Below are 17094 nucleotides of genomic sequence, written 5' to 3' on the forward strand. Positions count from 1 at the left end.
AACCGACTTCGCGATTTTCCTGCAGCGGATGGTGCACCGGAGCATCTTTTTGACGGACGCAGACGGGGCGCCGGGCGTTCCGCTTTGCCGAACCCGCCGCTAGGACTTCGTCCGTCGCCTCTTGCCCTCGAGTAGCTTGTGCCCCTGATCCCCGCTGCCGCCCCCAATGCTCTTGCGCCAAGTTCCGAGGTTCGCCGGCTGCTGGCGCTCGCCTGGCCGGTGATGCTCACGAGCCTCAACTGGACGCTGCTCCATGTGACGGACGTGGTCGTCGTCGGCCTGGCGGGCACGGAGGAGGTGGCGGCACTGGGGGCGAGCCGGTCGTTGACCTTCGTCGGCATCGTCGTGGTCCTCGGCTGGCTGTCGGGCGTGCTGGTGTTCGCCGCCCGCGCGGATGGTGCCCGCGACCTGCCCGCGACCGGCCGGGTGCTGCACGAGGGGCTGCTGGCGGCGCTGCTGCTCGGCCTCGCCAGCGGCGGCGTGCTGCTCGCCTTTGCCGAGCCGTTGCTGCGCCTGCTCGGGGTCTCGCCCGATCTTGCGCCGGCAGCGGCGGCGGTGGTGCGCGCCATGGCGTTCGCCTATCCCTTTCAGCTGCTCACCATCGCCGCGAGCTTCTTCCTGGAGGGTATCAGCCGCCCCCGAGTGGTGACCGCGGTGAACCTGGGCGTGCTGCCGATCAACGCGCTGCTCGCCTGGGCGCTGGTCGGCGGGCATCTGGGGCTGCCGGCGCTGGGCGCGGTCGGCGCCGCGGCGGCCACCGCGATCGCCTCGGCGATCGGGGCGATCGTCCTGCTCGCATGCGTCCTGCGGCTGCCGGACGGGGCGGTGCGCCACGTCGGCCGCTGGCGCGGAGAGGCGGCGCCGCGCTGGTCGGGCGTGCGCGCGCTGCTCGGCTTCGGGCTCGTGCCGGCGATCGCCTCCGGATTGGAGCTGGTCGGCTTCGCGGTGCTGATCGGCCTTTCGACCCAGCTTGGCGCGGCGACGGCCCACGCCTTCCAGATCGTGTTCTCGATCCACAACGTCACCTTTGCGGTGGCGCTCGGGCTGGGCTCGGCTGCAGGCGTACGCGCCGGCAACGGCGTGGGGGAGGGGGTGCCGCACCGCGCCATCCGGCGGGGCGTGGTCGCTGCCCTTCTGGCCGCCGCCGCGACCGGGCTGCTCGCGCTGGTGCTGCTCTTGTCCGCGGGCTGGATCACCGGGCTGTTCCCGGCGACGGGCGACGTGCACCTGCTGGCGGGCGCCATGCTGCTGCGCTGGGCGCCCTTCATCCTGTTCGACGGGGTGCAGGTGGTGCTGGTCTATACGCTGCGGGCGCTCGGCGATCAGGTGATGGCGGGCGCCAACAGCATCCTCGCCTTCTTCGTGGTCACCGGCGGTGCCGGCTGGCTGCTGGTCGCGGCCGGCGTCGGCCCGTTGGCGCTCGCCTGGGCCTCGGGCCTCGGCATGCTGGTGGCGGCGCTGCTGCACGGCGCGCGGCTCGCACAGCTCGCGCGCCGTATGGTCGAGGCTCCGGGACCGTCGCGGCCCGGCGGCGTTCCCTAGAGGCCGTTCACGAAGCTCAGTTCGAGCATCTTGGAGTTCGCCGGGACGTCGAGCTTTGCCGAGTTGAACAGGATGGTGCCGCTGGGCCCCAGTTCGCGCTGCGACGGCGTGATCGTCCAGCTGTAGACGACGCGCTCCTGCTGATCCTTCAGGTCGACGCGGATATCGGGCACGCGCTGGCGCTCGCCGGTGGGGTTCACGACCTTGCCGGAAATGGCGAACAGCTCGTTGCCGCTCGACAGGTTGCGGCGCTCGATCTGCTTGTCGGCGAACAGCAGCGGCGTTTCGATCTTGCCGATCGGGAGACCGACCTTGGCAGCGATCCCGGGCGTGCCGAGATAGAGGATGGCGGCGATGCCGATGAGCATCGCGAGGCTGGCGGCGACGGCGGCCGCGGTCCAGCGGCGGAACGGGTTGCGGCGCGGCCGGAACGGCGGGCGCGGCGCAAAGGCGTCGTAGCGGCGCGGCTCGCCCCGCTCGGCACGCTCGCCCTCCGGATCGACGTAGCGGTGCGAAGGCTGAACGGCCGCGGGCGGGGTCGCTTGCGCTGCGGGTGCGGGTGCGGATGGTACGGCCGGTGCGGGGGCGGCGACCGGCTCGGCCACCGGGGGGGACGCTGCCGCGGCTGGTGCTGGGTCCTGTTCGGGAAGTGCATCCGCCGCGGCCAGGTCCAGCAGCGGCGGGCGCTGGAACCAGCTGTGCTTGCAGCTGGCACAGCGCACGGTGCGTCCGTCCGGCCCGATCGCATGGTCGGGCACCACATAGCGCATGTGGCATTGGGTGCACTCGAGGATCATCGACGCGGCAATTCCGATCTGGGCATAGCGATCCTAAGCATGCGGAAAGCCGTGCTGGCAAGGGTGCAGCAGCGTCCCCGGCTTGAGCAGGTCCGGCGGCTGTGCGATGGCGGCGCCCGCGAAGCTTCAGACGGGGTGGCCGGCGCCGGCGATGGCCAATATCGTACAGTTTGAGAATGTCGGCCTTCGCTACGGCAACGGGGCAGAGACGCTGTCGGACGTGAGCTTCACGCTGACGACGGGCTCCTTCTATTTTCTCACCGGCCCGTCGGGTGCGGGCAAGACCTCGCTGCTGAAGCTGCTCTACCTCGCCCAGCGGCCGAGCCGGGGCGTGATCCGTCTGTTCGGCGAGGATGCGGTGACGCTGCCGCGCGCGCGCCTGCCCGGCTTTCGCCGGCGGATCGGCGTGGTGTTCCAGGACTTCCGCCTCGTCCCGCACCTGTCGGCCTATGACAACATCGCATTGCCGCTGCGCGTCGCGGGCGTGCCGGAGGCGGACGTGGCGGTGCCCGTCAACGAGATGCTCGCCTGGGTCGGGCTTTCCGACCGGGCCGACGCACCGCCCCCGACCCTGTCGGGCGGCGAGCAGCAGCGCATCGCGATCGCGCGCGCCGTGATCGGCCGGCCCGAGATCCTGGTGGCGGACGAGCCGACCGGCAACGTCGATCCCGACATGGCCGAGCGGCTGTTGCACCTGTTCGACTCGCTCAACCGGCTGGGGACCACGGTGGTGGTGGCGACCCACGACTATGAGCTGCTCCAGCGGATCCCGGCTGCGCGCATGATGCGGCTGGAGCGGGGCAAGCTGATCGACCCGACCGGCCAGATGCGCTTCCCGCCCGCTTCCGACGGGGCGCGCTGATGGCGATGCGCGCAAGCGATCGGCGCCTGCTGGGCGACCGGCAGGGACGGCGCACCATGGTGTGGATCATGGCCATCATGATCTTCCTGACGGTGCTGGCGGCAGCCATGGGCCTGTCGGTCGCAAGTGCCGGCAGTGCGCTGGACCGGCAGCTCGCCGGCCGGCTGACCGTGCAGGTGGTGGAGGCGGACGCCGCTAAGCGCGATGCCGCGGTCGCACGGCTGCTCGCCGGGCTGCGCACCGCGCCGGTGGTGGCGCGGGCCGTGGAAGTGGACCGGACCGAACTGGCCGAGCTGATGCGGCCGTGGCTAGGGGACGCGGGGCTGGATGCCGACCTGCCGATCCCGGCGATGGTGGACGTGGACCTGCGGCAGAGCGACGACACGGCGGTTGCGGCGGTGACGCGCATCGCCCACGCCGCCACGCCGGCTGCCCGGGTCGACTGGCACGCGAGCTGGCTGGCACCGGTGCGGGGGTTCCTGCGCACGCTGGGATGGGTCGCGTTCGGCCTGGTGGCGGTGATGGCGACCGCGACGGCTGCGGTCGTGCTGCTTTCCGCGCGTGCGGGACTGGACACGCACCGCGGGACCATCGACATCCTCCACATGCTCGGCGCCACCGATGTCCAGATTGCCCGCCTGTTCCAGCAGCGGATCGCCGTCGACACGCTGACGGGCGGGCTGATCGGTACCGTCGCAGGTCTCGCGGTCGTGCTGGTGGTGGGGCTGCAGATCGGCGGGCTGGAGTCGCAGGTGCTCGCCGGGCTCGCGCTGTCGACGGCCGACTGGCTGCTGATCGTCGCCACGCCGATCGCCTTCATGCTGCTGGCGATGGTCGCCGCGCGCATCGCGGTGCTGCGCGCGCTGGGGCAGGTGCTGTGATCTGGCGGCTGTTCTCGGTGGTGCTGATCGCCTGGGTGCTGGGCTTCGCGCTGTTCACCGTCGCGCTGCCCCGCCCGGCACCGGACGGGCTGGTGACCGACGCGGTGGTCGTGCCGACCGGCGCGCCGGGCCGGATCGACCGCGGCCTTGCGGTCGTGCGCGCGGGCAAGGCCAAGCGGATGCTGGTCACCGGCGTCGACCCGGACGTACGGCCGGGTGAGCTGGCGGCCGCGTACAAGGTGCCGGCCCGGGTGTTCGCCTGCTGCGTGGACTTGGGCCATGAGGCGGTCGATACCCGCTCCAACGCTGACGAGACCGCCAACTGGGTCCGGACCCACGGCTATGGCACCGTGCGGCTGGTGACGTCCGACTGGCACATGGCACGCGCCGCACTGGAGCTTCGCCACGCCTTGGACGATCGGGTGGAGGTGATCGCCGATCCCGTTCCGGGCACGCCGCGCTTCGGCATCCTGTTCGACGAGTACAACAAATATCTGGTTCGGCGCGTGGTCCTGTGGCTGGGGCTGGGCATATGATCGCGCGGCTGCGGACGCTTGCGTTCAACCTCCTCTTCTATGGCCTCACGATCCCCGTCGTCCTCGCCGCTCCGCTGGTCGCGCTGGCGGGGCCACGGGCGCTGCGGCGCCATGCGGAAGGGTGGGCGCGGGCGCAGGGCGCACTCGCCCGCTGGCTGCTCGACATCCATGTCCGGATCGAGGGGGAGATCCCCCACGGGCCTTTCCTGTTCGCGGCCAAGCACCAGGCGATGTTCGAGACGCTGGAGCTTGCCTGGCGGATCGGCGCGCCGGTGATCGTGATGAAGCGCGAGCTGACCCAGATCCCGCTCTGGGGCCGGGCGGCGCAGCGCTATGGCAGCATCGGCATCGACCGGGCGGGCGGCGCCGACGCGCTGCGCGCGATGCTGCGCGAGGCCAAGGAAGCGCGCCGCGCCGGCCGCGCGGTGCTGATCTTCCCGGAGGGGACCCGCGTCCTGCCCGGCGAGACGCCGCCGCTGCGCTCGGGCTTCGCGGGGCTCTACAAGGCGCTGGCGATGCCCGTGGTGCCGGTCGCGCTCGACAGCGGGCCGCTGTGGCCGCGCAAGGGTGTGAAAGGGGCGGGCACCATCACGATTCGCTTCGGCACGCCGATCCCGGCCGGCCTCTCCCGCGCCGAGATCGAGGCGCGGGTCCATGCGGGCATCAACGCGCTGGAGCCGGCGTTCTCGGCCGGTTGAGCCGTCAGATGCCGGCGTACCAGTCGTAGTCGGCCATGTCCTCCCACAAGCCTCCCTTGCCGCCGGCGATGCCGTCGAGGCTCGCCACCGCCTCGATCCGCTCGACGTATTTGGCGTGCTTGTAGCCGAGCTGGCGCTCGACCCTGAGGCGCAGCGGCGCGCCGTTGGGGACCGGCAGCAGCGCATCGTTCATCGCCCAGGCGAGGATCGTCTGCGGGTGAAAGGCGTCGACGAGGTCGATCGACTCGTAATAGGGGCGCCCGCCCAGCCGGTCGGCGCAGTGGAAGACGAGATAGCGGGCCTGGTCGCGAAGGCCGGCGAGGTCGAGCAGGCGTGACAGGCGGGGGCCGCTCCACTTGCCGATCGCGCTCCACCCTTCCACGCAGTCGTGGCGGGTGATCTGGGTGCGCGCCGGCATGGAGCGGATCTGCGCCAGCGAGAGCGACAGCGGCCGCGCGACCAAGCCGTCGATCGTCAGCCGCCAATCGGCGAAGCCGCTGGCCGCGTGCGTGGCATAGGCCGGCGTGTCGGGTCGCGCGGTGCCGTTGGAGCGAAAGATCGGCGAGCGCTGGTCGGGCCGGTATTCGGGAGCCAGCGCGTTGCGCGCGGTGAGCCCGCGCTGGAGCCAGCGCTGCGCGTCCTCGCCCTTGAACAGCAGGCGGCGGACGGTGGGAGACTCGCCCAGCTGGTCGCAGCCGGACACGAGGCCAGCGGCGCCCACGGTCATGCCGGCCAGCACCCGGCGCCGGGTGAGGATGCGGCTCATGGCTGTTCGTCCTCGGGCACGCGCCACCAGCCGGTGATCATCGAACGGACCTCGTTGACGGGGCCGGCCAGGATCACCAGCACCATGTGGACCACCGTGAAGAGCGTGATGGCAGCGGCGGCCAGGAAGTGGATCGAGCGGGCCGAGGCGCGGCCGCCGAAGAGGTCGAGCAGCCAGGGCGAGGCCGCGTTCATGCCGGGCGACAGGGTGAGGCCGGTCAGGATGACCAGCGGCAGGGCGACGAACAGGATCGCGATGTAGCTGAGCTTCTGGAAGCTGTTGTAGTCGCGCGGCGCTTCGGGATCGTGGAAGCGGAAGGCGAGGTGGGCGCGGAAATCCGCCCAGAGGTGCCGGCGCGACAGCTCGCCGCGGCGAATCGCGAGGTCGCGAAGGAGGTGGCGGTTGAGGAGGCTGCCGATCAGGAAGATCAGCAATCCGAACGCGAGCACCAGCGCGAAGAACAGGTGCCAGCGGCGCGCCAGCGCGAGATTGTAGGTGGATGGGATGGTGATCCACCCGGGAAACCGATCGAAGCGAATCCAGGCATGGTCGAAGTTCGCACCATATTCGCCCCAATAGAGCTGGGGGTGCGCGTTCAGGATCATGAGTCCGCTGCCGATCATCACGAAGATCGTCACGGCGTTGACCCAGTGCCACAGCCGGGTGAGCGGACGGTGGCGGTAGACGGCGCGGGGCGGCTGGTGGCTCACCCGCCGGACGATAGAGGGTGCGGGCACCTGCGGGTAGCCCCCCGGCCACCTCGCGCGTTAGGGGCGACCATGACCGACTTCCACTTCTACGAGCCCGCTGACGGGCATCGCCTGCCGCATGACCCCTTCAACGCGATCGTCGCGCCTCGCCCGATCGGCTGGATCAGCACCCTGAGTGCGGACGGTCGGCGCAACCTCGCGCCGTACAGCTTCTTCAACGCGTTCAACTATCGCCCGCCGCTAATCGGCTTCGCGTCCCAGGGCCGCAAGGACAGCCTCGCCAACTGCGAGGCGACGGGCGAGTTCGTCTGGAACCTGGCGACCCGCCCGCAGGCGGAGGCGATGAACGCGAGTTCGGCGTCAGGCGATGCGGACGAGTTCACCCTGACGGGCCTCGACGCCCTGCCCTCCCGTCTGGTGGCGCCGCCGCGGGTGGCGGGCAGTCCGGTGCAGTTCGAATGCAAGGTGACCCAGATCGTGCGGCTGGAGACGAAGGAGGGGCAGGCGCTGGACCAGTGGCTGGTGCTGGGCGAGGCGGTCGGCATCCACATCGACACGGCGTTGCTTGAGGACGGCATCTACCAGACCGCCAGCGCGCGCCCGATCGTACGGGGCGGCGGCCCGGCCGATTACTTCGAGATTGCCCGAGACGCGCTGTTCCAGATGCGGCGACCGGGCTGATCAGCCGTAGGCGCGCCAGAAGAAGACGGCGGTGGTGACGCCGGTGACGGCCATCGTCCAAAGCCGGATGGTGCGCGCGGACAGGCGGTCGCCCAGCCAGGCGCCGCCCCAGCCGCCGATGATTCCCCCCAGGAGCATCGGGATGCAGGCTGCCCAGGCGACCATGCCGAAGGCTGCGAACACGCCGGCGGCGGCCAGGTTGGCCGTGGCGAGGATCAGGGTGCGGGGCGCGGCCATCCGCTTGGGATCGGTGCCGACGAGCAGCCCGAACACCGCCGTCACCATCATGCCGATGCCGCCCCCGAAATAGCCGCCATACACGCCGAGCAGCAGCTGGGCCGCGATCAGGGTTCGCGGGCCGATCGTGGCGTGGGCCCGCAGCCAGGCGGCGCCACGCTGGCCCGCGGCGATTGCCCCGAACGCGAAGAACAGGAGCCAGGGGACGATCACGTCGAACGCCGTCGGCGGTGTCGCGACCAGCAGAGAGCTGCCGATCAGCGCCGCCACGAAGTTGACGCTGTTGAGCAGCCGGATCGAGAGGCCGCCGAGCGGTTCGAGGCCGCGGCGGTAGGCCCAGGCGCTCGCCATGGCGGCGGGCTGCATCGCGACGTTGCTGGTGGCATTCGCGATCGTGGCGGGAAGCCCGATCCCCACGAGCGCCGGCATGGTCGCAAAGGCACCGCCGCCCGCGAGGGCGTTCATCGCGCCGCCGACGCAGCCGGCCACGGCCGCAAGCGCGATGACACCCCAATCCACGACCCGATCAGCCGAGCGCCGCGAGCTTCTCCTCGGCCTCGCGGTCGATCTGCGCGCGGCTCTTCTTCTCGGCGGCGGTCTTCAGCTGGCCGCAGGCAGCGTCGATGTCGCGGCCACGCGGACGCCGCACCGGCGCGGAAATGCCCGCCTCGAACACGATGTCGGAGAAGGCGTTGACCCGATCCGGCGTCGAGCATTCGTAGGGCGCGCCCGGCCATGGGTTGAACGGGATCAGGTTGACCTTGGCGGGCAGCTGGTACTTGCGCAGCAGCCGGACGAGCTCGTGCGCGTCGGCGTCGCTGTCGTTCTTGTCCTTGAGCATCACATATTCGAAGGTGATGCGGCGCGCATTGTTGGCGCCGGGATAGTCGGCGCAGGCCTGCAGCAGCTCCTCGATGCCGTACTTCTTGTTGAGCGGCACGATCTCGTCGCGCACCTCCTTGGTCACCGCGTGGAGCGAAACCGCGAGGTTGACGCCGATCTCCTCGCCCGCGCGAGCCATCATCGGCACCACGCCCGAAGTGGAGAGGGTGATTCGCCGCTTCGACAGCGCCAGGCCGTCGCCGTCCATGACGATCTGAAGCCCGGTCTTTACCTCGTCGAAGTTGTAGAGCGGCTCGCCCATGCCCATCATCACGATGTTGGTAAGCATGCGCCCCTCGGGGCTCGACGGCCATTCGCCGAGCGCATCGCGCGCCAGCATCACCTGGCCAACGATCTCGCCCGCGGTCAGGTTGCGCACCAGCCGCATCGTCCCGGTGTGGCAGAAGCGGCAGTTGAGCGTGCAGCCCACCTGGCTCGAGACGCACAGCGTGCCGCGGTCGGCGTCCGGGATGAACACCATCTCGTAATCCTGCCCGTCCGGCGAGCGCAGCAGCCACTTGCGCGTGCCGTCCGATGAGACCTGCGCCTCGACCACGTCCGGCCGGCCGACGACGAATCGCTCGGCGAGCCACGGATGCTGCGCCTTGGCGATGTCGGTCATCTGGGTAAATTCGGTGGCGCCGCGATTGTAGATCCAGTGCCACAGCTGCTTGGCGCGAAGCTTCGCCTGCTTTGGCTCCATGCCCGCAGTCTCCAGCGCCTCGCGGATCGCCGGCTTGGACAGCCCGACCAGGTCGACGCGGCCGTCGGGGCGCGGCGCCTTGGCCGTCGCGCGGGGCACGGGCACGGGATCGATGTGCCCCGGAATGGGCATCGGCGGCGTCGACACTGTCAGCATGGGCGCGCATATAGTCGAATCTGCAGGCAATTTCCATGCCCGGCGCCAGCGCCGTTTCGGGACAGGCTACGCGGGCAGGCAGGCGAGTGCCGCCGCGTCGATCGCGGTCGCTGCGCCCTTCAGCGCATAGACGTCCACGAACGGCCGGCCGCCCTCGGCCAAGCTCTCCACGCTCATGCTGCGCGCGGAGCGCATCGCGGACACGATCGCGCGATCGGCGGCGGCGTCCGGCGCCCAGGCGTCGAGCGTGCCGGCGCGCAGCGGAAAGCGGCGATCGCCGACGGAAAGCGTCACTTGCGCCGAGGGCGCACGCCGGCGGCTGAGCCGGAGGTGGAGCTGGTTGCGGGCGTGGGCACCGGGCCAGGTCGCGACGCTGGCGAACGGATACAGCGCGGTCCGGCGCGAGATCGGCTTGGCGATCGCATAGCAGCGCCGCGGAGCGGCATCGGCGAAGGCGCCCCAGCGCTCGAAGATGCCGAGGGTGCGCCGCGCCGGCGGCGTGGCAGCCGGGGCCTGCGCGAGCGCGACTGCCGCCAGCAAGGCCGCGATCATGCCGGCGCCGAGTGCGAGATGTCGCCGGTGCCGAGGTGCACGACCGTCTCGACGCCGTGCTCGATCCGGACGATGGAACCCTGCGGCAGGTCGGGCGCTACGGGAGCGGCGAACTGCGGCAGTACGTCCAGGCCGGTCATGACCCCGCGCAGCACGCGGCTGGACATGCCGTGCATGATCACCAACCGGTCGCCCGGATCCTCGTCGGTGTCGGCGAGCCAGCCGGAGACGCGGGCCGCAATCGCGTCGTACCACTCTCCGCCCGGCGGCGGCCGCCGGTAGAGGCGATGCTCCTCGTCCATGAAGTCGGGCGACTCGGCCGCCACGTCACGATAGTAGCGGCCGGTCCACGCGCCCATGCCGATCTCGATCAGCCGCGCGTCGGTGCGAGCCTGGTGCCAGTCGAGCTCGAGATGCTCGGCGATGATCGCCAGCGTCTGGAGGGCGCGGCCCGCAGTCGAAGCCCACAGCGTCAGCTTCGGCTTCGGCCCGAGCAGCGTCCGAAGCGCCGCCCCCATCGCGTCCGCCTGGGCAAAACCGGCGCGGGTGAGTGGGATGTGGAGGTGGTCGCCCTGCATGCGCCGGGCCACGTTGTAGACCGTCTCGCCATGCCGCGCGATGAAGTCGCGCCCCTGCCGTGCCTTGTTTACCATCGCCCTGCTTTCAAGCCCCTGTTGCGCGAATGCAACGAAAATCCCTGTTTAGCTGGGGTTCATGAAACCTGGCGCCGCGTTGCCTATTTGAGCGCTGTGCCCGGCGTACCTCGGGCAGCAATTCAGGAGTGTGTTATGCGTTACGTCGCTCTGGGCCTGCTGGCCGCTTCCTCCGCATTCGCCGCACCGGCGATGGCGCAGGACGTCAACCCGAACTTCACCGGCCCGCGCGTCGGCGTGGTCGCCGGCTATGACGCGGTTCGTCCGGGCAGCAGCGAGGATTCGGACATCGACGGCGACGACCAGACCGTCGATGGTTTCCTCTATGGTGTGGACGTCGGCTATGACTTCGCCGTTTCCGGCGCCGTGCTGGGCCTCGAGGCGGAACTGACCGACTCGACCGGCAAGGTGAAGGCCGATCGCAGCGATCCGAACTACTTCGGTTATGGCCGCGTGAGCCCGGGCCGTGACATCTACGTCGGCGTGCGCGCCGGTGTGCTCGCGACCCCGCAGACCCTGGTCTACGCCAAGGCCGGCTACACCAACGCCAAGCTGAACGTCGTCGGGTACAACGGCAACGTCGATGTCGATCGCAACTACGAACTCGACGGCTATCGCGTCGGCGCCGGTGTCGAGCAGGCGATCGGCACCAACACCTACGCGAAGCTCGAGTATCGCTACTCGAACTATTCGAGCGCGGATTTCCGGTTCGGCGATGGTTCGACCACCGACAGCTTCGATGTCGATACCGATCGCCACCAGGTGCTGGTCGGCGTGGGCATGCGCTTCTAAGCGCTTCCGGTCGGCCGTCTACGCCGGATGCCCGTCGTATCCGGCTTGGCGACGTCGATCGGGACAAGGAGGGCCGGAGCAGCTTGCTCCGGCCCTTTTTTGCGCGCTAGAGGTGGGACAACGGACCAATCCCACCCGACCGGGTGGCCAGGACTAGGGCGGGCGCCCGGGGGTTTTGAAAAGATGAAGGCGACGATCGAACGCGCGACCCTGTTGAAGGGGCTGAGCCACGTCCAGTCCGTCGTCGAGCGGCGGAACACGATTCCGATTCTGTCGAACGTGCTGATCGAGGCGGCGGAGAACGGCTCGATTCGGCTGATGGCGACCGACCTGGATCTGCAGATCGACGAGACGATCGCAGCGGCAGTCGACCAGCCGGGCGCGATCACCGTATCAGCGCACACGCTGTTCGACATCGCGCGCAAGCTGCCCGAGGGCGCGCAGGTGCAGCTGTCGGCGGCCGAGGGCCGGCTGACGGTGGTCGCGGGCCGCGCCCGCTTCAATCTGGCCACGCTGCCGCGCGACGACTTCCCGGTGATCGCCGAGGGCGAGCTGCCGACGCAGTTCGAGCTGCCGGCGGAGATGCTCAAGCAGATCATCGACAAGACGCGTTTCGCGATCTCGACCGAGGAGACGCGCTACTATCTGAACGGCATCTTCCTGCACGTGTCCGAGGACGGCACCGGCGAGCCGGTGCTGAAGGCGGCGGCGACCGACGGTCACCGGCTGGCGCGTGTCACGCTGCCGCGCCCGGAAGGCGCCGAGAAGATGCCGGACGTGATCGTGCCGCGGAAGTGCGTGGCCGAACTGCGCAAGCTGCTGGAAGAGGTCGACGGCTCGGTCGGCGTGTCGCTGTCGGGCTCGAAGATCCGCTTCGACCTGGGCCAGGCGATCCTGACCTCCAAGCTGATCGACGGCACCTTCCCGGATTATTCGCGCGTCATCCCGACCGCTAACGACAAGCTGCTCAAGCTCGATCCCAAGAGCTTCATGGAGGGCGTCGACCGTGTGTCCACGATCGCCACGGAGAAGACCCGCGCGGTGAAGATGGCGCTGGACCGCGACAAGATCACCCTGTCGGTGACCAGCCCGGAGAACGGCGCCGCTGCCGAGGAAGTGCCCGGCGACTATAGCGCGCTGCCGTTCGAGATCGGGTTCAACAGCCGCTACCTGCTCGACATCCTGGGCCAGATCGAGGGCGACCTGTGCGAAGTGCACCTGGCCGACGCGGCAGCCCCGACGCTGATCCGCGAGAACGACAAGTCGCCGGCGCTGTACGTGCTGATGCCGATGCGCGTGTGAGGAAGGCGTTCGCGTTCCTCTGACCTGACCTGTCCGCTACCCCGGCGAAGGCCGGGGTGCCAGTTGCGGCGCACTGCGGACCGTGGCGCACCCTCGCGGCTTCGTCCCGACCCCGGCCTGTGCCGGGGTACGGGGCCGGGATGGTGACGAACGCCGATCGTCGTAGGACCCGGCGGCCCTGCCGCTATTTCGCCAGCGCGGCGCTGGCGCGGGCCTTTCCCTCGTCGCGCACGGCGCGGGCCCTTGCTTCGGCCTGTTCCTCGACCAGCTTGGCCTCACGCTCCCGGGCTTCGGCGCGGACCTGGAGGCGCTGGGCGTCATAGCCGCCGCCCTGGCCTGCCTGCTGGCGCAGCTGCTCGGCCTCCGCCTTCATCCCGGCCGCCACGTTGCCGGCCTCCGCCTCGATCGCGTCGGCCTGCGCCTCTGCCGCGTCGCGCAGCTGGTCGGCCTCGCGCTCCTGCGGCGTCTGCGTCCCGCAGGCCGCAACTGCCAGTGCTGCCGCCGCAATCCACCATTTCCGCATCACCATCCCCTTTCATCGTTCCGCTGGAGGCAATTCCCTGCGGGCCGGAAGGTTGCGTCGCACTGGGGCGCGGCTTGCGCTACAGCGGCGCCAACGATGCTCGCGCGCCTGTCCCTTACCGACTTCCGCAACCATGCCGACGCGGTGCTCGCACCCGGGCCGGGCTTTGTCGTGCTGTCCGGGGACAATGGGGCGGGCAAGACCAACGTGCTGGAAGCGGTGTCGCTGCTGGCGCCAGGACGTGGCCTGCGCCGTGCGCCCTTGTCCGAGATGGCGCGCCAGGGCGGCAGCGGCGGCTTCGGTGTCGCGGCGACGCTGGCGGACGAGACCGCGCTCGGCACTGGCACGCGGTCCGAGGCGCCCGAGCGGCGGCTGGTGCGGATCAACGGCGCGCCGGCGACCGCCATGGCGCTGGCCGAGTGGCTGACGGTGCTGTGGCTGACCCCGGCGATGGATCGGCTGTTCGTCGAGCCTGCGGGCGAGCGTCGACGTTTCCTGGATCGCCTGGCGCTGGCGCTCGCACCGGCCCATGCCGGCCACGCCAGCCGCTACGAAGCGGCGATGCGCGAACGCAACCGCCTGTTGGCGGACGAGCGTCCTGCGGATCCGGAATGGCTGGCGGCGCTGGAGAGGCGGATGGCGGAGCATGGCGCTGCAGTGGATGCGGCGCGCCGGGCGACGGTGACCATGCTTGCCGAGCGGATCGCGGCAAGCCCTGCGGGCGCCTTCCCGCGGGCCGGGCTGGCGATCGAGGGGTGGGGCGGCGATGCCGAGCGACTGCGCGCGGAACTCGCCGCCGGCCGCACCCGCGATGCGGCGGCGGGGCGGACGCTGGCGGGGCCGCACCGGTCGGACCTGGCGGTGGTGCACCTGGAGAAGGGGCAGGCGGCGCATCGCTGCTCGACGGGCGAGCAGAAGGCGCTGCTGCTGGGGCTGGTGCTTGCCCATGCCGCGCTGGTCGCGGAGCGGGCCGGGCGGCCGCCGCTGCTCCTGCTGGACGAGGTTGCAGCACATCTCGATCCGGGCCGCCGGGCGGCATTGTTCGAGCGTCTGGCGGGCGGTGGTCAGGTCTGGTTGACCGGCACCGAGCCGGGCTTGTTCGATGCGATCGGGACGGACGCGACGCGGTTCCACGTCGCCGATGGACGGGTGGTCGGGCCCGAACCTTGACTTTTGCGGGCTTCGGGCGCATCTGCCGCACCGCAGCGACGCTTCAAACAAGCAGCGTGATCCGGCCTTGCGGCCGAGGCTCGCGTCGCGCTCACCGGCTTCCCAAGTCACGCGGGTCGCATTTTTGCCCCGCCTTCCCGTGCGTGCCGCCTGGCCGCGCGTGCCGGCTACACACAGGTTTCCATGTCCTTCCAGTCCCTTGGTCTTTCCAAGCCGCTTCTCGATGCCCTGGCCGAGAAAAACTATTCCGAACCCACGCCGATCCAGCGCGACGCGATCCCGCTGGTGCTGGAGCAGCGCGACCTGCTCGGTATCGCCCAGACCGGCACCGGCAAGACCGCGGCCTTCGTGCTGCCGTCGATCGATCTGCTGGTGAAGGCGAACGTCCGCCGCAAGCCGATGCGCTGCCGCATGCTGGTGCTGGCGCCGACCCGCGAACTGGCGAGCCAGATCGCCGACAATGCGCGCACCTATGCCAAGTACACCAAGCTGAACGTCGCGACCGTGTTCGGCGGCGTGCCGGTCAACCGCAACATCCGCGACGTCGCATCGGGCGTCGACATCCTGGTGGCGACGCCGGGCCGCCTGCTCGACCTGGTCGACCAGAAGTGCCTGGCGCTGAACGAGCTCGAGATCCTGGTGCTCGACGAGGCCGACCAGATGCTCGACCTGGGCTTCATCCACGCGCTGCGCCGCATCGTGTCGATGGTGCCCAAGGATCGCCAGACCCTGTTCTTCTCGGCGACCATGCCCAAGGATATCCGCGACCTCGCCGACAAGTACCTCACCCACCCGGCCGAAGTGAAGGTGGCGCCCGTCTCCTCCACCGCCGAGCGCGTGGAGCAGTATGTCACCTTCGTGCAGCAGCAGGAGAAGCAGGCGCTGCTGACCCTGTTCTTCCGCAACAACAAGATCGACCGCTCGCTGGTGTTCACCCGCACCAAGCATGGCGCCGACCGCGTCGTGAAGCTGCTGGGCGCCAACGGCATCGCCTCCAACGCGATCCACGGCAACAAGTCGCAGCCGCAGCGCGAGCGCGCGCTCGGCGAGTTCCGCTCGGGCAAGGTGCCGATCCTGGTCGCGACCGACATCGCCGCGCGCGGCATCGACGTGTCGGGGGTCAGCCATGTCGTGAACTTCGAACTACCCAACGTCGCCGAGCAGTACGTCCACCGCATCGGCCGCACCGCGCGCGCGGGCAACGACGGCATTGCCTTTGCGTTCTGCGCCGAGGACGAGCGTCCGTACCTGCGCCAGATCGAGAAGCTGACCCGCCAGAAGATCGAGGTGGTGCCGCTGCCGGAGAATTTCCTGGCCGAGGCGGCGAACATCAAGGCGACGCGCGCGCCGCACGCGCCGGACCGGCCCGAGCGTGCTCCCGGCGAGCGCCAGCTGCCGCGTCCGCGCGCCACGCACAGCGCCAAGCCGGCAGGCTCGGGTCGCGGCCCGGTCGGCAATCCGTCGCGCGGGGGTCAGGGCAAGCCGGCGGGCGACCGGCCTGCAGGCGAGCGTCCGGCCGGTGCGCGTCCCGGTGGCCAGCGTCCGGGTGGCCAGCGCTCGGGTGGCCCGCGTCGGGGTGGCCGTGGTGGCCGTCCTGGCGGCGGCGGCGGCCAGGGTGTCGCACGCTGAGGCGCATTCTCTAGATCGGTTGCGTGAACAGGACCCGTTCGTCCTGAGTAGCCATGACGCGAAGTCGAAATCGCGTGTCGAAGGGCTGCCACCGGTGCTTCGATATGCGTCTTCGGCACGCGCAGCCCCTACCCGGCACGAACGGATTCCCAGGAGCGGGGCTGGGGGCGAAGGCACCGATCCGCCGCGGCGGCGTTGATGTGCGCATGCGGCGCTGCCCCCACGACCTGACCCCGCGGGCACGCTGATGCCGGTCTGGCTCGAAGCCGGCCTCTGGGGCCTGCTCGGCGGCTCCGCGCTGCTGATCGGGGCGGCGATTGCCTGGATCGTGGAGCTGCCGCAGCGGCTGGTCGCCGCCGTGATGGCGATCGGGTCGGGCGTGCTGATCTCGGCCGTCGCCTTTGACCTGATGGACGAGGCCTTTGCGCGCGGCGGGCTCGATTCGACCGCGGCCGGCTTTGTCGGGGGTGCGGCGCTCTACACGCTGGGCAACCTCTGGTTGTCGCGCCGCGGTGCCCGGCACCGCAAGCGATCCGGCTCGGAACGCACGGAGGCACAGCCGCAGGCGAGCGAAGGCGGCGGTGCGGCGATCGCCCTGGGCGCGCTCCTCGACGGCATTCCCGAATCGATCGTCATCGGCATCAGCCTGATCGGCGGAGCGGGGGTGAGCACCACCGTCGTCGTCGCGGTGTTCCTGTCGAACATTCCCGAAGGCCTGTCGTCCGCCGCTGGCATGAAGAAGGCGGGGCGCTCCGCTGCCTATGTGTTCGGCGTATGGGGTGCGATTGCGCTTGCGAGCGGGATCGCGGCGCTGCTCGGCAACCTGCTCCTGGCGGGGGCGAGCGCGGACGGGGTCGCGCTGATCACCGCGGTCGCGGCGGGGGCCATCCTTGCCATGCTGGTCGATACCATGATCCCGGAGGCGACCGAGAACACGCATGAATATACCGGCCTGATCGCGGTCGCCGGTTTCCTGGCCGCATTCTGGTTGAGCAAGGCCGGCTGAGGGGCACCCGGCCGCC

General features: G+C 70.4%; 19 protein-coding genes. 11 read left to right on the forward strand and 8 right to left on the reverse strand.

Annotated features, from left to right (window positions below; genetic code table 11):
• Window positions 1-138: 138 nt before the first annotated feature.
• Window positions 139-1542 carry an MATE family efflux transporter gene (locus tag EO081_RS14805; protein ID WP_375781669.1) on the forward strand — a complete coding sequence of 468 codons (1404 nt, stop codon included), beginning with the start codon at window positions 139-141 and terminating at the stop codon, window positions 1540-1542.
• On the opposite strand, the gene EO081_RS14810 is transcribed toward EO081_RS14805, so the two are convergent.
• Window positions 1539-2339 carry an MJ0042-type zinc finger domain-containing protein gene (locus EO081_RS14810; protein WP_129342965.1) on the reverse strand — a complete coding sequence of 267 codons (801 nt, stop codon included), beginning with the start codon at window positions 2337-2339 and terminating at the stop codon, window positions 1539-1541. The two genes, EO081_RS14805 and EO081_RS14810, sit on opposite strands and share 4 nt — an antisense overlap.
• A gap of 151 nt (window positions 2340-2490) precedes the next feature.
• Here EO081_RS14810 and ftsE point away from each other — a divergent pair, with 151 nt between their 5' ends.
• The 4 genes from ftsE to EO081_RS14830 are packed head-to-tail and all read left to right on the forward strand — an operon-like array spanning window position 2491 to window position 5316.
• The gene (ftsE, locus tag EO081_RS14815) at window positions 2491-3201 is read left to right on the forward strand and encodes a cell division ATP-binding protein FtsE (RefSeq protein WP_129342967.1); all 711 of its coding nucleotides are present in this window, start codon (window positions 2491-2493) and stop codon (window positions 3199-3201) included.
• Window positions 3201-4082, forward strand: coding sequence for a cell division protein FtsX (locus EO081_RS14820; protein ID WP_129342969.1), 882 nt, complete (start codon window positions 3201-3203; stop codon window positions 4080-4082). Before ftsE ends, EO081_RS14820 begins: the two co-directional genes overlap by 1 nt.
• Window positions 4079-4618, forward strand: coding sequence for a YdcF family protein (locus EO081_RS14825; protein WP_129342971.1), 540 nt, complete (start codon window positions 4079-4081; stop codon window positions 4616-4618). Before EO081_RS14820 ends, EO081_RS14825 begins: the two co-directional genes overlap by 4 nt.
• On the forward strand, window positions 4615-5316 hold the full coding sequence (locus EO081_RS14830; RefSeq protein ID WP_183947985.1) for a lysophospholipid acyltransferase family protein: 702 nt from the start codon (window positions 4615-4617) through the stop codon (window positions 5314-5316). The genes EO081_RS14825 and EO081_RS14830 overlap by 4 nt, the downstream gene beginning before the upstream one ends.
• Window positions 5317-5320: 4 nt before the next feature.
• On the opposite strand, the gene EO081_RS14835 is transcribed toward EO081_RS14830, so the two are convergent.
• Window positions 5321-6082, reverse strand: a complete 762-nt coding sequence (locus tag EO081_RS14835; protein ID WP_129342973.1) for a molybdopterin-dependent oxidoreductase — start codon at window positions 6080-6082, stop codon at window positions 5321-5323.
• Window positions 6079-6819 carry a cytochrome b/b6 domain-containing protein gene (locus tag EO081_RS14840; RefSeq protein ID WP_240697702.1) on the reverse strand — a complete coding sequence of 247 codons (741 nt, stop codon included), beginning with the start codon at window positions 6817-6819 and terminating at the stop codon, window positions 6079-6081. Before EO081_RS14840 ends, EO081_RS14835 begins: the two co-directional genes overlap by 4 nt.
• 42 nt (window positions 6820-6861) lie before the next feature.
• On the opposite strand from EO081_RS14840, the gene EO081_RS14845 reads away from it, so the two are divergent.
• Window positions 6862-7473 (forward strand): flavin reductase family protein, encoded by a 612-nt coding sequence (locus EO081_RS14845; protein WP_129342975.1) that lies wholly within the window; start codon window positions 6862-6864, stop codon window positions 7471-7473.
• Here the strand turns inward: EO081_RS14845 and EO081_RS14850 are convergent, their stop codons facing one another.
• The 4 genes from EO081_RS14850 to EO081_RS14865 all read right to left on the reverse strand — a co-directional run bounded on the left by EO081_RS14850 (window position 7474) and on the right by EO081_RS14865 (window position 10656).
• Window positions 7474-8229, reverse strand: coding sequence for a sulfite exporter TauE/SafE family protein (locus EO081_RS14850; RefSeq protein WP_129342977.1), 756 nt, complete (start codon window positions 8227-8229; stop codon window positions 7474-7476).
• Between the two features lie 7 nt (window positions 8230-8236).
• Complete coding sequence (gene rlmN, locus EO081_RS14855) at window positions 8237-9451, reverse strand: dual-specificity RNA methyltransferase RlmN (RefSeq protein WP_129342979.1); 1215 nt, start codon at window positions 9449-9451, stop codon at window positions 8237-8239.
• Between the two features lie 66 nt (window positions 9452-9517).
• On the reverse strand, window positions 9518-10003 hold the full coding sequence (locus tag EO081_RS14860; RefSeq protein WP_129342981.1) for a hypothetical protein: 486 nt from the start codon (window positions 10001-10003) through the stop codon (window positions 9518-9520).
• On the reverse strand, window positions 10000-10656 hold the full coding sequence (locus tag EO081_RS14865; protein WP_129342982.1) for a histidine phosphatase family protein: 657 nt from the start codon (window positions 10654-10656) through the stop codon (window positions 10000-10002). The genes EO081_RS14860 and EO081_RS14865 overlap by 4 nt, the downstream gene beginning before the upstream one ends.
• Window positions 10657-10791: 135 nt before the next feature.
• On the opposite strand from EO081_RS14865, the gene EO081_RS14870 reads away from it, so the two are divergent.
• Together EO081_RS14870 and dnaN are read left to right on the forward strand one after the other, a co-directional pair.
• Complete coding sequence (locus EO081_RS14870) at window positions 10792-11448, forward strand: outer membrane protein (protein WP_129342984.1); 657 nt, start codon at window positions 10792-10794, stop codon at window positions 11446-11448.
• 183 nt (window positions 11449-11631) lie between these two features.
• Window positions 11632-12750, forward strand: coding sequence for a DNA polymerase III subunit beta (gene dnaN / locus EO081_RS14875; RefSeq protein WP_129342986.1), 1119 nt, complete (start codon window positions 11632-11634; stop codon window positions 12748-12750).
• 184 nt (window positions 12751-12934) lie between these two features.
• Here the strand turns inward: dnaN and EO081_RS14880 are convergent, their stop codons facing one another.
• Window positions 12935-13273 carry a hypothetical protein gene (locus EO081_RS14880; RefSeq protein ID WP_129342988.1) on the reverse strand — a complete coding sequence of 113 codons (339 nt, stop codon included), beginning with the start codon at window positions 13271-13273 and terminating at the stop codon, window positions 12935-12937.
• A 96-nt stretch (window positions 13274-13369) separates the two neighbouring features.
• On the opposite strand from EO081_RS14880, the gene recF reads away from it, so the two are divergent.
• The 3 genes from recF to EO081_RS14895 all read left to right on the forward strand — a co-directional run bounded on the left by recF (window position 13370) and on the right by EO081_RS14895 (window position 17078).
• Window positions 13370-14443 carry a DNA replication/repair protein RecF gene (gene recF, locus EO081_RS14885; RefSeq protein WP_129342990.1) on the forward strand — a complete coding sequence of 358 codons (1074 nt, stop codon included), beginning with the start codon at window positions 13370-13372 and terminating at the stop codon, window positions 14441-14443.
• A gap of 183 nt (window positions 14444-14626) precedes the next feature.
• Entirely contained in the window at window positions 14627-16072 is a 1446-nt protein-coding gene (locus tag EO081_RS14890) for a DEAD/DEAH box helicase (RefSeq protein ID WP_129342991.1), read from the forward strand.
• A gap of 247 nt (window positions 16073-16319) precedes the next feature.
• Window positions 16320-17078 carry a ZIP family metal transporter gene (locus EO081_RS14895; RefSeq protein WP_129342993.1) on the forward strand — a complete coding sequence of 253 codons (759 nt, stop codon included), beginning with the start codon at window positions 16320-16322 and terminating at the stop codon, window positions 17076-17078.
• Window positions 17079-17094: the final 16 nt, after the last annotated feature.

Origin of the sequence: Sphingomonas desiccabilis, assembly GCF_004135605.1 — a bacterium.
Classification (GTDB): domain Bacteria; phylum Pseudomonadota; class Alphaproteobacteria; order Sphingomonadales; family Sphingomonadaceae; genus Sphingomonas; species Sphingomonas desiccabilis.

What these genes read in the sequence shown, in the direction of transcription:
- EO081_RS14810 (WP_129342965.1), bottom strand. Translation starts at nt 2,339, where the DNA reads ATGATCCTCGAGTGCACCCAATGCCACATGCGCTATGTGGTGCCCGAC.
- ftsE (WP_129342967.1), top strand. Translation starts at nt 2,491, where the DNA reads ATGGCCAATATCGTACAGTTTGAGAATGTCGGCCTTCGCTACGGCAAC.
- EO081_RS14820 (WP_129342969.1), top strand. Translation starts at nt 3,201, where the DNA reads ATGGCGATGCGCGCAAGCGATCGGCGCCTGCTGGGCGACCGGCAGGGA.
- EO081_RS14830 (WP_183947985.1), top strand. Translation starts at nt 4,615, where the DNA reads ATGATCGCGCGGCTGCGGACGCTTGCGTTCAACCTCCTCTTCTATGGC.
- EO081_RS14835 (WP_129342973.1), bottom strand. Translation starts at nt 6,082, where the DNA reads ATGAGCCGCATCCTCACCCGGCGCCGGGTGCTGGCCGGCATGACCGTG.
- EO081_RS14845 (WP_129342975.1), top strand. Translation starts at nt 6,862, where the DNA reads ATGACCGACTTCCACTTCTACGAGCCCGCTGACGGGCATCGCCTGCCG.
- rlmN (WP_129342979.1), bottom strand. Translation starts at nt 9,451, where the DNA reads ATGCTGACAGTGTCGACGCCGCCGATGCCCATTCCGGGGCACATCGAT.
- EO081_RS14860 (WP_129342981.1), bottom strand. Translation starts at nt 10,003, where the DNA reads ATGATCGCGGCCTTGCTGGCGGCAGTCGCGCTCGCGCAGGCCCCGGCT.
- EO081_RS14865 (WP_129342982.1), bottom strand. Translation starts at nt 10,656, where the DNA reads ATGGTAAACAAGGCACGGCAGGGGCGCGACTTCATCGCGCGGCATGGC.
- EO081_RS14870 (WP_129342984.1), top strand. Translation starts at nt 10,792, where the DNA reads ATGCGTTACGTCGCTCTGGGCCTGCTGGCCGCTTCCTCCGCATTCGCC.
- dnaN (WP_129342986.1), top strand. Translation starts at nt 11,632, where the DNA reads ATGAAGGCGACGATCGAACGCGCGACCCTGTTGAAGGGGCTGAGCCAC.
- EO081_RS14880 (WP_129342988.1), bottom strand. Translation starts at nt 13,273, where the DNA reads ATGCGGAAATGGTGGATTGCGGCGGCAGCACTGGCAGTTGCGGCCTGC.
- recF (WP_129342990.1), top strand. Translation starts at nt 13,370, where the DNA reads ATGCTCGCGCGCCTGTCCCTTACCGACTTCCGCAACCATGCCGACGCG.
- EO081_RS14890 (WP_129342991.1), top strand. Translation starts at nt 14,627, where the DNA reads ATGTCCTTCCAGTCCCTTGGTCTTTCCAAGCCGCTTCTCGATGCCCTG.
- EO081_RS14895 (WP_129342993.1), top strand. Translation starts at nt 16,320, where the DNA reads ATGCCGGTCTGGCTCGAAGCCGGCCTCTGGGGCCTGCTCGGCGGCTCC.